This is a genomic window from Anaeromyxobacter sp. SG66 (assembly GCF_022690805.1).
Classification (GTDB): domain Bacteria; phylum Myxococcota; class Myxococcia; order Myxococcales; family Anaeromyxobacteraceae; genus Anaeromyxobacter; species Anaeromyxobacter soli.
Genome location: NZ_JALCZC010000019.1, coordinates 32,385 through 45,428 on the forward strand (window position 1 = coordinate 32,385; position 13,044 = coordinate 45,428).

The 13,044-nt window shown below is 75.9% G+C and carries 9 protein-coding genes; 3 read left to right on the forward strand and 6 right to left on the reverse strand.

What is annotated here, in order from left to right; genetic code table 11:
* The first annotated feature begins 25 nt into the window (after window positions 1-25).
* Window positions 26-2,935 carry a PAS domain-containing protein gene (locus MNZ39_RS08255; RefSeq protein WP_242337250.1) on the forward strand — a complete coding sequence of 970 codons (2,910 nt, stop codon included), beginning with the start codon at window positions 26-28 and terminating at the stop codon, window positions 2,933-2,935.
* 10 nt (window positions 2,936-2,945) lie between these two features.
* Here the strand turns inward: MNZ39_RS08255 and MNZ39_RS08260 are convergent, their stop codons facing one another.
* A complete protein-coding gene (locus tag MNZ39_RS08260) occupies window positions 2,946-4,970 on the reverse strand; it encodes an ATP-binding protein (protein WP_242337253.1) in 2,025 nt (674 codons plus the stop codon).
* 161 nt (window positions 4,971-5,131) lie between these two features.
* Window positions 5,132-5,581: a response regulator transcription factor gene (locus MNZ39_RS08265; protein ID WP_242337255.1), complete on the reverse strand. Its 450-nt coding sequence runs from the start codon at window positions 5,579-5,581 to the stop codon at window positions 5,132-5,134.
* A gap of 189 nt (window positions 5,582-5,770) precedes the next feature.
* Between MNZ39_RS08265 and MNZ39_RS08270 the strand changes: the two genes are divergently transcribed.
* Complete coding sequence (locus MNZ39_RS08270) at window positions 5,771-7,675, forward strand: fibronectin type III domain-containing protein (protein WP_242337256.1); 1,905 nt, start codon at window positions 5,771-5,773, stop codon at window positions 7,673-7,675.
* A gap of 81 nt (window positions 7,676-7,756) precedes the next feature.
* On the opposite strand, the gene MNZ39_RS08275 is transcribed toward MNZ39_RS08270, so the two are convergent.
* The 4 genes from MNZ39_RS08275 to MNZ39_RS08290 all read right to left on the reverse strand — a co-directional run bounded on the left by MNZ39_RS08275 (window position 7,757) and on the right by MNZ39_RS08290 (window position 12,032).
* Window positions 7,757-8,236 carry a DUF456 domain-containing protein gene (locus MNZ39_RS08275; RefSeq protein WP_242337258.1) on the reverse strand — a complete coding sequence of 160 codons (480 nt, stop codon included), beginning with the start codon at window positions 8,234-8,236 and terminating at the stop codon, window positions 7,757-7,759.
* Between the two features lie 64 nt (window positions 8,237-8,300).
* Window positions 8,301-9,065, reverse strand: coding sequence for an EAL domain-containing protein (locus MNZ39_RS08280; RefSeq protein WP_242337260.1), 765 nt, complete (start codon window positions 9,063-9,065; stop codon window positions 8,301-8,303).
* A 126-nt stretch (window positions 9,066-9,191) separates the two neighbouring features.
* Window positions 9,192-10,583 carry a sigma-54 dependent transcriptional regulator gene (locus MNZ39_RS08285; protein ID WP_242337262.1) on the reverse strand — a complete coding sequence of 464 codons (1,392 nt, stop codon included), beginning with the start codon at window positions 10,581-10,583 and terminating at the stop codon, window positions 9,192-9,194.
* Complete coding sequence (locus MNZ39_RS08290; protein ID WP_242337264.1) at window positions 10,584-12,032, reverse strand: sensor histidine kinase; 1,449 nt, start codon at window positions 12,030-12,032, stop codon at window positions 10,584-10,586. It abuts the gene before it with no gap.
* Window positions 12,033-12,224: 192 nt separating this feature from the next.
* Here MNZ39_RS08290 and MNZ39_RS24880 point away from each other — a divergent pair, with 192 nt between their 5' ends.
* A complete protein-coding gene (locus MNZ39_RS24880; RefSeq protein WP_242337266.1) occupies window positions 12,225-12,986 on the forward strand; it encodes an energy transducer TonB in 762 nt (253 codons plus the stop codon).
* Window positions 12,987-13,044: the final 58 nt, after the last annotated feature.

Here is a 13,044-nt window from a genome sequence, read left to right on the forward strand (position 1 = left end):
GTGCGTGAGCTGTTGATCGGCAGCAATGGGGGGCATCCCGCTATGGCGCTCCATCACGGGGCGCGTGGTCCTCGTGGTCCTCGCGTGGCTCGTTCCGTTCGTCGCCATCTCGGCGTGCGCGGGGGCGGTCGTGTACCGCGAGCGCATCGAGGCCGAGCTCGACGCGAACCTCGAGCTCGCCCGCGCGGCCTCCCACGCGTTCGACGGGTTCGTGCGCGACGTGCTCCGCCAGGAGGAGCTCGTCGGCGACGCGATCGCGACGCGACGGCTCGCGCCGGACGTGGTCGATCTCCTCCTCGCTCGCGCCGACCAGGAGTACGTCTCCGTCCGGGATCTCTCCTGGGTGACCCCCGACGGGCGTCTCGTCGCCTCGAGCGACCGCAGGCTCGTCGGGCGCTCGACGGCGGGGCGCGACGACCTGCGGCGGATCCTCGCCGGGGCGGTCTTCACCGTGAGCGACGTCCGCGCGGCGGACGCGGACGGCGCGCGCAGCGTCGCGATCGCGCGCGGGATCCGGGAAGGCGGCGAGCTCAAGGGGATCGTCCTCGCCACCGTGGACGCGACGCGCCTCGGCGAGCTCTCCCTCCCCTTCGAGCGGCTCGGCCGCGCCGACATCGCGCTCGCCGATCGCCGCGGCGAGATCGTCTTCCGCCGGCCGGGCGCGGGCGGGCCGGCGGGCGGCGTGCTCGACACGGGCGCGGTCGCGCAGGCGCTCCGCGGCGGGGAGATCGCGCGGAGGACCCCCGACGGCGGCGCCATCACGGCGGCGGTGCCGGTGAGCCTCGTCGGCTGGTCCGCCGTCGCGAGCCGCTCCTTCGCCGACGTCGCCTCGCCCTTCCGCACCGCCATCGCCCGCGCCGCGGGGCTCGGGGCCGCCGCGGCGTCGCTGGCGGTGCTGGTCTCGATCCTCGTCACCCGGCGCATCGCCCGCTCGCTGCGCCGCCTCGAGCAGCACGTCCAGGAGCTCGGCCGCGGGAGCGCCGACCTCGCCGAGGTCACCGGTCCCGGAGAGATCGTCCGCCTCGGGCGCGCCTTCGACGACATGGCGAAGAAGCTCGTCGCCGCGAACGCCTCGCTCGTGCTGCACGAGCGGATCTTCGAGACCTCCCCGGACTCGATGATCCTCCTCGACCGCGGGCTGCGCCTGCGAGCTGTGAACCCCGCCTACGCCGCGATGCGCGGGCTCCCCACCGCGGACCTGCTCGGGCGACCGCTCGTGGAGATCATCGGCCTCGACGCGTTCGACGCGATGGCGCCGCGCATCGAGCGCGCCTTCTCCGGGGAGTCGGTGCAGTACGAGCTCTGGACGGACCTGCCCGCCGGGCGCCGCTGCGTCGAGGCGAGCTACCAGCCGGTCCGCGAGGGCAGCCGGCTCGAGCACGTCGCCGTGCGGTTCCGCGACGTCACCGACCGCCGCCACGCCGAGGCGGCGGCCGCGCAGTCGCTCGTGATCGTCGAGGCGGAGCGCCGCCGCTTCGAGGCGGTGTTCCGCGAGGCGCCCGCCGGCATCGTGATCTTCGACGGGCGGGACCTCCGCGCGAAGTGGTCCAACCGGACCTACCTCTCGTTCCTGGACGCGCCGTTCGCGCAGCTCGGGATCGAGGGGCTCCGGATCGAGGACTTCGTGCCGAACGCGCGCGAGTCCGGGCTCGTCGAGGTCCTCCGGAGGGTCGCGGCGACCGGCAAGCCCGCCGACACGCCCGAGTACCGGCACGACGGCCTCGCGCGCGGCGCGACCTGGTGGCGCTGGTCGGTGCGGCCCATCCCGGGCGAGAACGGGGCCGACGTCCTCCTCCTCGTGACCGAGGTCACCGAGCAGGTGGAGGCGCGCAAGGTGGCCGAGGACGAGCGGCTCCGGCTCGAGACCATCCTGCGGACGCTGCCCGTCGGCGTCGTCATCGCCGGGCCCGACGGCCGCGCCGCGAGCTCGAACGATCACGCCCGCCACATCTGGGGCGGCGACGCCGCGCTCGATGCCTACCGGGGCGCCTGGGCGGAGACCGGCCTCGCGCTCGCGCCCGGAGACTGGGCCATCCAGCGCGCGGTGCTCCGGGGCGAGACCGTGACCGGTGAGCTCATCGACATCGTGCGCTTCGACGGGACGCGCGCCACGATCCTCAACAACGCCGCCCCGATCCGCGACGCCTTCGGCCGCATCACCGGCGCCGTCGCGGCGTTCCAGGACGTCACCGAGACGCGACGCGCGCAGCAGGAGGCGGAGGACGCCGTGCGGCGCCGCGACGAGGTGCTCGCCATCGTCTCCCACGACCTGCGCACCCCGCTCAGCGCGATCGTCATGGGCGCGCGCTTGCTCGGGGGCGCCGCGGCGGGGGATCCGGAGCGCGTGCGCACCACCGCGGCGCGGATCGCGAGCGCGGGCGACCGCATGAACCGCCTCATCGGCGACCTGCTCGACCTCGCCAGCCTGGAGGGGGGCGGCCTGTCGATGCATCGCGAGCCGCTCGCGCCGCAGACGCTGGCGCGGGAGGCGGCGGACGTCATCCGCCCCCAGGCGGAGACGAAGGGGCTCGAGGTGCGCTGCCGCGCGCCGGAGGAGCTGCCGCTCGTGTCGTGCGATCACGATCGCGTCCTGCAGGTCCTCGGCAACCTCACCTCGAACGCGGTCAAGGCGACCGCACACGGGCACGTGGCCATCAGCGTGAGCGTGGAGGGGGATCACGTCGTCTTCGAGGTGCGCGACACCGGGCCCGGGATCCCCGCGGAGGAGCTGCCGCACGTGTTCGATCGGTTCCGGCGGGGCCGCTCCGCGCCCTACGCGGGCACCGGCCTCGGCCTCGCGATCGCCCGCGCGCTGATCGAGGCGCACGGGGGGCGGATCTGGGCCGAGAGCACGCCGGGGGTCGGCACCATGGTCCGCTTCGCGCTGCCCACCGCGAGCACCTCGGCGCTCGAGCAAACCGCCGTCGCCGGCTGACGACGAGCGCTCACCCGGGGGCGCGCGTCGCGAGCGCCTCGGCGGGCGAGTGCGCCTGCCATGGCGCGGCCGCCGGGAGCGTGAAGGTGAAGCGGCTCCCCTGCCCGGAGCGGCTCTCCGCCCAGATGCGACCGCCGTGCGCCTCCACGATGCCGCGCGCGACCGCCAGCCCGAGGCCCGCGCCGCGCGCGGAGGCGCCGCGGCCGCGCCTGAACCGGTCGAAGAAGTGCGCGAGCTGATCCTCCGGGATCATGCGCCCGCTGTCCTCGATCTCGAACGCGACGGCGCGGCCGCCGTCCACGGCCCGTGCCCGCACCGTGACGAGGCCCCCCTCCGTCCCGTCGAGCGCGTCGGCGAGCAGGTTCCCGAGCACCTGGAGGACGCGCTCGCGGTCCGCGTCGACGTCGGGGAGGGTCCCCGCGGCCTCCGCGACGAGGGTCACCCCGGCGCGGCCGGCCGCCTCCCGCTGCGCGTCCGCCGCGGCGTGCACGAGCGCGGCGGTGTGCTCGGGTCGACGGTTGACGACGAGCCGGCCCGCCTCGAGGCTCGCGAGGTCGAGCAGGTCCGCGACGAGGCGCGACATGGCCTCCGCGGCGCGCTCGATCGCGGCGGCGCCGCGCCGGATCCGCTCGCCTCCCGGGCCCTCCGGTGCGTCGGAGCGGAGCGCCCGGGCGGAGGCGAACACGGCGCCGAGCGGCGCGCGCAGGTCGTGGGAGAGGATCGCGAGGACCTCGTCGCGCTCGCGCCCGGCGCGCTGCATCTCGACGTACAGGCCCGCGTTGTGGATCGCCTGCGCCGCGCGGCGTGCGAGGTCGCGCGCGACGCCGAGCTCGCGCGGGCCCAGCTCGCGGTCGGGGCTCGTGATGGCGAGCGTGAGCACCCCGAGGTTCCGCCGTCCGGTCGCGAGCGGCACGACGAGCCAGGCGCGCAGGCCCTCCGAGCGCAGGGCCTCCCGGTGCTCCGGGTCCGGGGCGAGCGCGGCCAGCGCGGCGGAGTCCCCCTCCGAGGCGCGCTCCGGCTGACCGCTGCGGAGCACCTGCCACACCGGCGAGGTCGCCGGGTCGGGCGGGAAGCGGAGCCGCAGGTCTCGCAGCGCGTGCTCGCGGCGTGGGTCCGCGTGGGCGAGCGCGACGAGCCGCAGGCGCCCCTCCTCGTCGAGCGTCTCGATCGTGCACGCGTCGGCGAGGGCCGGGACCGCGAGGCGCGCGAGCTGCTCGAGCATCCGCTCCGGGTGCATCGACTCGGCGAGCGCGGCGCCCGCCTCGATCATGAACCGATCCAGCTCGTCCGCGCGGCGCCGGTCGCTGACGTCCCGCAGCACGTGGGCGAACCCGCCGAGGTGCCCCTGCTCGTCCCGCACCGCGCTCAGCACGACGCTCGCGTAGAAGCGGGTCCCGTCCTTGCGCACCCGGAGGCCCTCCTCCTCCGCGCGCGCGTCCCGCGTGGCCCGCCAGAGCAGCTGCTCGGGACGGCCGGCCTCGCGCTCCTCGGGCGTGTGGAACAGCGCGAAGCTCCTGCCGAGGATCTCGGCCTCGGGCCAGCCGGTGAGCCGCTCCGCGGCGGCGTTCCAGCCCGTGACGAGCCCGTTCGGATCGAGGAGCAGGATGGCGTGCGCGTGGACGCCCTCGGTCATGAGGCGCAGGCGCTCCTGCGCGGCGCGCGTCTCGGCGAGCGCGCGGCGCGTGCGGCGATCCGCGGCCCGGAAGGCGCCGACCGCCACCGCGATGACGCTCGCGCTCGCGAGGTACCCGGCGAGCGCGAGCAGGTCGGAGCGGCTCGCGACGCGCAGGCTCCCCCGGGGCTCGAGGAACAGCCAGGCGAAGCCGGCCGTGCTCGCCGCGGCGGCGACGAGCCCCGGCGCGGTGCCGCCGAGGACCGCAGCGAGCGCGACCGCGGCGAGGACGAAGACGTACCGCTCACCGCCGAGCGCCCCGAGGAGGACGTACGTGATCGCGAGTCCTGCGGCGGCGAGCGCGAGCGCCGCGGCGTAGGACCACGGAGGCGCGGCGGCCGCGCGGTCAGGCCTGTCGGACATCGTCACTCTCGGCAGGAGTGCCTCACCCTCGTTCTCGCCGGGTCGGCCGGAAGCGGCACGTTCGGCGCACCACTTCCCGACGCCGCACGCCAGGGGCCGCGCTCCGGCGCCGGGCAGAACCTGGGCTCTCGTGCCTCTCGCCGGGAGCCCCCGAGCGCCCGTCAGCCTTTCGGCGGCCCGCGCCCCTCGGTGGCGCGGTCGATGAGCCGGCGGAGCGTCTCGGTGAGGACCGCGCCGTCGACGGGGTGAACCAGGTACGCGTCGGCCCCGACGGAGAGGCCATAGCGCTGATCGTCCGGCAGCGCGTGGCTCGCCGAGAGGTGGACGATGGGGACGGTCGCCGCCCGAGGATCGCCGCGCAGGTGCCGGCAGAGCTGGAAGCCGGTGATGTCGGGGAGCTTCACGTCGAGCAGGATGGCGTCAGGTCGCTCGGACAGCCGCAGCATCGCCTCGCGCCCGGTCGCCGCCGAGACCACGTCGAAGCCGCCGCGGGTCAGCAGCCGGGCGACGAGGTAACGGGTCGCCTCGTCGTCCTCGACGTGCAGCACGAGGGGGCGCGCGCGCCCGCGCTCGCCCGCTCCGAGCTTCTTGGTAAGCGGCAGGTCCTGCACTGGGTCCGAGTTAGTCCGCCCCCTGGGTGCGGACAAGCTCCCCACCAGCCCTTGCTCTGGGTCAAGCCACGCGGCGCCCTGAAGGGGGGAGAGATGCGGGCCTGTGTGTGCTAGCCTGGTCTCCGAGGCGTTGGTTTCCGGACAACGTCCGCACCTCTCCTCCTGGAGCTCACGCGAGGGGACAACCGCATGCCGACGCGCTCTCGCTCCGCCACCCTCGCCGCCCTCTGGCTCGCCGTGACCTCGGTCTCCTGCGAGCGAGCGCACGAGGCTCCACATTCACCAACCGTGACCCCGCCTCCGGCCGCCGCTCCGCAGCGCGTCGAGGCAGCGGCGCCCTCGCCCGCCCCAGCTGCCGTGGAGCCGAGCACGGAGGCGCAGGCGGACGGTGGAAGCGCGCCCGCGCCCGCCGCCGCCCCGGCTGCTCCGGCCGCGCCGAGACCTGCCCCGCCGCGCCTGCTCACGGCGGCGGCGCTCTCGCCCTCGCGCATCGTGCTCGCGTGGGAGCCGGCGGAGCAGGCCGGGGACGTGACGGGATACCAGGTCTTCCGCGACGGAAGCGCCGCGGGCATCGTCGCGCACGCGGGCTTCACCGACGACGGCCTCAGGCCGCGCATCCGCCACTGCTACACGGTCGTGGCCCTGGACGCCGCGGGGCACCGCTCCGGCCCGACCCGGCCCGCCTGCGCGGAGACTCCGGACCAGAGCCCCCCGACCGCGCCGACCGCGCTCAGGGCCGAGGCGCGCGGAGAGCGGCAGGTCGTCGTGAGCTGGGACGCCGCGAGCGACGACGTCGGCGTCGCGGGGTACGAGGTGCTGCGCGCCGAGGCGATCGTCGCGAGGGTGCCGGGGACGGCGGTGACCGAGTCCGGCCTCGCGCCCGCCCAGACCTACTGCTACACGGTGCGTGCGCACGACGCCGCGGGGAACGTCTCGCCCGCCGCCGGGCCCGCCTGCGCGACCACCCCCGACCTCACGCCGCCCACGCGGCCGGACCCGGTCGTCGCCGACGCGCAGGGAGAGCGCGCGGTCCGCGTGCACTGGGCGCCATCGGCCGACGACGTGGGCGTCACCGCCTACGAGCTCCTGCGCGACGGAAGCGTGGTCGCGACGGCGAGTGACCTCGCCGCCCTCGAGAAGGGACTGCGCCCGACGCAGCGCTACTGCTACACGGTGCGTGCGCTCGACGCCGCCGGGAACCGCTCCGCGGAGGGCGGGCCCGCCTGCGCGACGCCCCCGGATCTCACCGCCCCGAGCGTGCCATCCGGCGTCGTCGCGACCGCCAAGTCGGACACGCGCGTCGAGCTCCGCTGGACCGCGTCCACGGACGAGCTCGGCGTGCAGGGCTACGAGGTCCTCCGCGACGACAAGGTCGTCGCCGCGACGGAGGCCACGAGCGCGAGCGAGGCGGGCCTCCGGCCGGCGCGCGAGTACTGCTACGTCGTCCGCGCGCACGACGCCTCCGGCAACGTCTCCGCCCCCTCGAAGCGCGCCTGCGCGACCACCCCGGATCTCACGCCCCCGTCGGCTCCGAGCCGCATCGCCGTGCTGCCGAACTCGCCCACGCGGATGGCGCTCGTCTGGGGCGCCGCGGCGGACGACGTGGCGGTCACGAGCTACGAGATCCAGCGCGGCGGCACCGTCGTCGCGCGGGTGGACGCGCGCCTCAGGCACCACGTCGACGCGGGCCTCTCGCCGTCGAGCGAGGCCTGCTACGCCGTCGTGGCGCTCGACGCCGCCGGCAACCGCTCCCCGCCGCGCGGGCCCGCCTGCGCGACGACCGCCGCGCCGGGCGTCCCGGGGGCCCCCGCGGCGCTGCGTGCCGAGCCGGAGTCGGCCAGCTCGATCGCGCTGTTCTGGGAGCCCTCGTCCGACAGCGGCGTCGTCTACGCGGTGTACTGGGACAAGGGCGGCCGGATCGGCTCCACGGGCAAGACGGTGTTCAGCGCGACGGCCCGGTCCGCCGAGCGGCGCTGCTACCGGGTCTCCGCGATCGACGCGGAGGGACGCGAGTCGCCTCACTCGTTCGAGGCCTGCGCCTCCCCGCGCGAGGAGTCCGCGCGGGGCACGCTCTCGCGCGTCGACGTGGAGTGATCCAGCGGGGGCGGACGACCCGCTTCGGCTCGATTCGCTCGCGGCCGTCGGGCTCCTTCCCGGCGCGCTCCCCTCGCACCCTCAAACCACGAGCGCGAGCACGAGGACGCCGACCAGCACGAAGGCGAGCGCGACCTTCACCGCATTGCCGAGCACGAAGCCGACGAACGCGCCCGCCCCGGCGCGCCCCGCCGCGCGCAGGTCGGGGTTGCGGGTGAGCTCGAACAGCACGGCACCGACGATGGGGCCGAGGACGACGCCGGCGGGACCGAGGAACAGGCCCACGAGGAGCCCCACGCTCGCGCCGAGGATCGATCGCCGCGACGCGCCGAACGCCCTCGCCCCGAGCGCGGCCGCGGCGAGGTCCACGAGCCACATGAGCGCGCCGACCACGGCCGCGAAGGCGACCGTGCCCCAGCCGACGCGGGTGAAGTCCTCCGCCCACGCGACGAGCACGACGCCCGCGACGAGGAGCAGCGAGCCGGGCAGGATCGGGAGGACCAGGCCGGCGATGCCCGCGACGATCGCCGCCGCGCCGAGCACGTAGAGGAGGACGGTCACCTGAGCGGGTTCTGCCGCGCCCGGCCCGCGCTGTCGAGGCCCCCGAGGCGGCCCACGCCGCCCATCAGTGCTGGTGACGCGGGAGCACCCGCCGGTAGCCTTCGCGGAACAGGTCCCCCTGCGCGAAGCCGATGCCGAGCCCGCGCACGAGGGCGAAGTCCGCCGCGGTCTCGACCCCCTCCGCGACGACGCGCTTCCCGGTCCGTCCGGCGAACGCGAGGAGCGAGTCGAGCATCGCGCGCCGCGACGGGTCGCCCACGCTGCGGAGCACGGAGCGGTCGAGCTTGAGGACGCGGGCGAGGTGGAGCTCCTCCACGCTCACGAACACGTTCGCGCCGCCGAGGTCGTCGAGCGCCGCCGGGATGCCCGCCTCCGCGAGATCGCGGAGCATCGTCGCGCCGCGCCCGACGGCGTTCGCGTGCACGCACTCCACGGCCTCGACCACCACCGCCACGCGCGAGGAGGCGAACACCTCCTGGAAGCTCGCGGCGGCGAGGGACCAGATCTCCGGGCTGACGTTCAGGAACACGCGCGGCCCCGGCGCCTCCTTCACCTGCAGGCGCTTCAGGGCGAGCTCGGTGCGGACGAGCAGCTCCGGCGCGGCCCGCAGCCGCTCGAAGACCACCGCGGGCGGGACCGCCACGCCGTCGCGCCGGTGGAAGCGCGCGAGGGCCTCGTAGGCGTGGAGCCGGCCCGTGGCGACCTCGACGATGGGCTCGTACTGCACGCCGAAGCGCCCGGCCCGGACGACGTCGAGTCCGTCGGGACGCGGGAAGGGCCGGGGGTCTCGCGCACGGGGGAGCGCTGCTGCGGTGGCTGGGTCTCGCACTCGTGAATACAAACGGCGCGGCCCGGGCACGAATTCTCCGGGCGCCCCGATTTCTGTCGCGCCGCGGGATGGCGCCCGCTCGCTCCCCCGGAGAGCGCCGAGCGCGAAGGGGCGCTCGACCGGGGCTCACGGCGCCTTGAAGTCCTCGGAGCGGAGCCCGTGCTTGCGGAGCAGGCGGTGGAGGCTCTCCCGCTCGAGCCCCGCCCGCTCCGCCGCGCGCGTGACGTTCCCCTCGAACTCCCTCAGGAGCGCGACCAGGTACTCGCGCGTGACCCGCTCCCGCGCGCCCGCGACCGCGTCCCGGTAGGGCAGGGCGGCGAGCGCCCCCGCGGGCGTCGCCACGGCGGGCGTGGAGGCGATCTCGGGAGGGAGGTCCGCGAGCGTGATGCGGTCCCCGCCCGCCACCGCCACGGCGCGCTCGATGGTGTTCTCGAGCTCGCGCACGTTGCCCGGCCATTCGTGGCTCGCGAGCCGCACGAGGGCCTCCGGCTCGATGGCGGTGATGTTCCGGCGCAGCGCGCGCGCGTGCTTCTCGAGGAAGTGCGCGGCGAGGAGCGGCGTGTCCTCGGCGCGCTCGCGCAGGGGCGGGAGCGTCACCGCGATCACGTTGAGCCGGTAGAAGAGGTCCTCCCTGAACCGGCCGGCCCGAACCTCGTCGCGGAGGTCCCGGTGGGTCGCGGCGATGATGCGGACGTCGACCTTCACCGGCGTGCTCTCGCCCACCCGCCGGATCTCCTTCTCCTGGAGGGCGCGGTTGAGCTTCACCTGCGCGGGCAGGGGCAGCTCGCCGACCTCGTCGAGGAAGAGCGTGCCGCCCTCCGCCTCCTCGAACAGGCCCCGCTTCGCGGCGGCGGCGCCGGTGAACGCGCCGCGCGCGTGGCCGAACAGCTCGCTCTCCACGAGCTCGCCCGGCAGCGCGCCGCAGTTCACCGCGACGAAGCGGCGCTCGCGCCGCGCGGAGTGGTAGTGGACGGCGCGCGCGGCGAGCTCCTTGCCGGTGCCGGTCTCGCCGAGCACGAGCACGGTCGCGTCCACCTGCGCGGCCTTCTCGAGCAGCGCGTACACCTCGCGCATCCGGGCGCTGCGGCCGATGAGGTTGTGGAAGGCGTCCTCGTCGCCGGGTGCGGCGGTGCGGCGGGCAGCGTCCACGAGCCGCTTGTGCTCGGCGGCGCGCGCCACGACCGCGAGCGCGGCGTCCGGGTCGAACGGCTTCTCGAGGTAGTCGAACGCGCCCTGCTTCATCGCGCGCACGGCGTCGGCGACGGTCGCGTAGCCCGTCATCATGACCACCTCGGTGGTCGGCGCGCGCGCCTTCACCGCCGCGAGGAGCTCGAAGCCGTCCGCGCCGGGCATGCGGATGTCGGTCATCACGACGTCGTAGGCGCGGGTCGCCACGAGCGCGAGCGCGCTCGCGCCGTCCTGCGCGGTCTCGACCTCGAAGCCGTCCGCGAGGATCTTCGCGAGCAGCTTGCGCATGTTCTCCTTGTCGTCCGCGACGAGGATCCGCACCGGCTCCATCTACGCCTCCGCCCGGCCCGCGCGGGCCGGGAGCCTGAGCGCGAAGCGCGCGCCCCCGCCGTCGCCCGCGTCGGCCGCCAGATCTCCGCCGTGCGCCCGCGCGATGGCGCGCGACACGGCGAGCCCGAGGCCGGTCCCGCGGGGCTTCGTGGTGAAGAAGGGCTCGAACAGCTTCCCGCGGTCGGCGGTGTCGATGCCGGGTCCGGAGTCCTCCACCGACACCTCCGCGGTGCCGTCCTGCGCCGCGAGGCGGACCGCCACCCTCCCGCCCGGACCGGCCGCCTCGGCGGCGTTCCGCACGAGGTTCACGAGGACCTGCCGGAGCTTCTCGGGGTGGCCCGGCGCGACGGCGCCGCCGGCGACCGACACCACCACGCCCTCGAGCAGCCGCGCGTCCCGCAGCCGGGAGACGACGTCGTCGGTGAGGGCCCGCAGATCGACCGGCTGCGCCGCGGCCGGCAGCGGCCGGGAGAGGTCGAGCAGCCCGTCCACGATCTCCTTCGCGCGCAGGGTCTCCTCCTCGATGACCGCGAGGTCCTCGGCCACCGCAGGGTCGGCCTTCTTCCGGAGGAGCTTCGCGTAGCCGAGGATGACGCCGAGCGGGTTGTTGATCTCGTGGGCGACCCCGGCGGCGAGGCGGCCGATCCCGGCCAGCTTCTCCGACTCCACCAGGCGGTCCTGGTGCTCGCGCAGGGCGGCGGTGGTGGCGTTCCACTGCCGCGCGAGCGCCTCGAGCTCGGGGGCCCCGTGCACCTCGATGCGCGCGTCGAGCTCCCCTGCCGCGATGCGCGCCGCGCCCGCCTGGAGCTGCGCGACCGGCGTCGCGATCGACCGGCCGATCACCACCGAGACGATCACCGCCACCCCCGGCGCCGCGACGAGGAGCCCGACGAGGAACCCGAGCGTCCGGCGCTGGACGGCCTCGGCCTCCTGGCGGAAGGCGCGGATCTTGGTCTCGAAGCGCTCGACGAGGGCCTGGGTGAGGTCCTGGATCCGCGTCACGACGAGCTGGGCGCGGCCGTGCTCGAGCTTCACGCTCGCGTGCTCGCCCGAGAGCACGGCCGGCACGATCCGCTCGCGGAAGATGCCATCGAGCCGGCCGCTCTCCGCCTCGATCCGGTCCACGAGCGCGCGCTCCTCCGGCTCCTCCGCCGCCTGACGGAGCGCGCGCGTGAGCCGGAGCACGGTCTCGCGCGAGGTAGCGTAGAAGCCGAGGTGCGAGGTGTCGCCGATGATGATGGTGTGCGCCTGGTGCGCGTACTGGTCGCGCACCGCGCTCGCGAGCTCGAGCGAGAGGCGGACCCCCTCCTCGCGCGACTTCATCTCGGTGAGCCCGCGGTGGATCCGCATCGAGCCCGCGATGGCGACCGCAGACGCCGCGGCGAAGAGGAGCACCAGCGCCCCGAAGCCGAGCGCGAGCCGGCGCGCCGTTCCCGATCCGTATCGCATGCCTTCCTTCACGCGCGGCGCACCGCTCTCTCTCGAAGGGCCGGGCACGCGAGCCCGCGCCGGCCGGCAGCTCGAGGAGGGCACCGCTACCCCATCACAGTGTAGCGGGGGACGGAGGCGAGCGCCCGGATCGATGCTATCTAGGCTCCCGGAACGCCGCGTCGTAGTGACCCGCGGTGGAGAAGAGGCAAGGTGGCGGCGGATCGGGGGTTCAGGGTGATCTCGCGCGAGCCGGTGGGGGCGCGGCGGCTCGGGTTCACCGGCGGGGCCGTGGTCGCGCACGCGCTCGTGGTCTGGGTCGCGACCCGGTCACCGCCGCCGCCGCCGCGGCCGGCCGTCCCGCTCGACGTCCTGCTCGTCCCTCCGGGCGCGCTGCGCGAGCGGCTCCTGCTGCCCTCGCCGGCCCCCGCCCCCGAGCGCCGGGCTCCGGGGCCGCTGAGCCCCGCCCCCGGGCCCGCCCGTCGCCCGGATCCCCGCCGCCTCGTCCCTCCCAACGTGCCCGTCTCCGCCAGCGCACCGCCGCTCGAGGCGGTGGACCCGGGGGAGCTGCCGGCGCTCACCGGCGGGGAGGTCGCCTTCTCCGGCAAGGGCGGCGATCCGTACAGCCGGCTCCCGCGCGGCGGAGGAGGCGCCGGCGGCGGGATCGCGCCGGGGGGCGTCGAGGCGTCGGAGTGGCTCGTCCTGCACCAGCGCGAGATCGTTCGGCGCATCCAGGAGCGCGCCTCCACGCGGCCCTACCCCATCGTCGCCGCGGCCATGGGCTGGACGGGCCTCGTGCGAGTCGCCTTCACGATCCGGACGGACGGGAGCGTCGCCGACCTTCGGGTCGTGAAGTCGAGCGGAAGGCAGGTCCTCGACGAGTGCGCCCTCGAGGACGTCCGCGCCTCGGCCCCGTTTCCTCGCCCGTCGGAGGAGCAGTCGGTCGAGGTCCCCATCCTCTACGTGCTCACCTGATGCGCGCCGTCACCCGCCCGGCGGGCGGCTTGCACCGAGGCCCGGCTCGCGCGGAGGA

Bases quoted from the DNA above. Each gene is read 5' to 3' on its own strand.
- MNZ39_RS08255 (WP_242337250.1), top strand. From the start codon at position 26: ATGGGGGGCATCCCGCTATGGCGCTCCATCACGGGGCGCGTGGTCCTC.
- MNZ39_RS08260 (WP_242337253.1), bottom strand. From the start codon at position 4,970: ATGTCCGACAGGCCTGACCGCGCGGCCGCCGCGCCTCCGTGGTCCTAC.
- MNZ39_RS08270 (WP_242337256.1), top strand. From the start codon at position 5,771: ATGCCGACGCGCTCTCGCTCCGCCACCCTCGCCGCCCTCTGGCTCGCC.
- MNZ39_RS08285 (WP_242337262.1), bottom strand. From the start codon at position 10,583: ATGGAGCCGGTGCGGATCCTCGTCGCGGACGACAAGGAGAACATGCGC.
- MNZ39_RS08290 (WP_242337264.1), bottom strand. From the start codon at position 12,032: ATGCGATACGGATCGGGAACGGCGCGCCGGCTCGCGCTCGGCTTCGGG.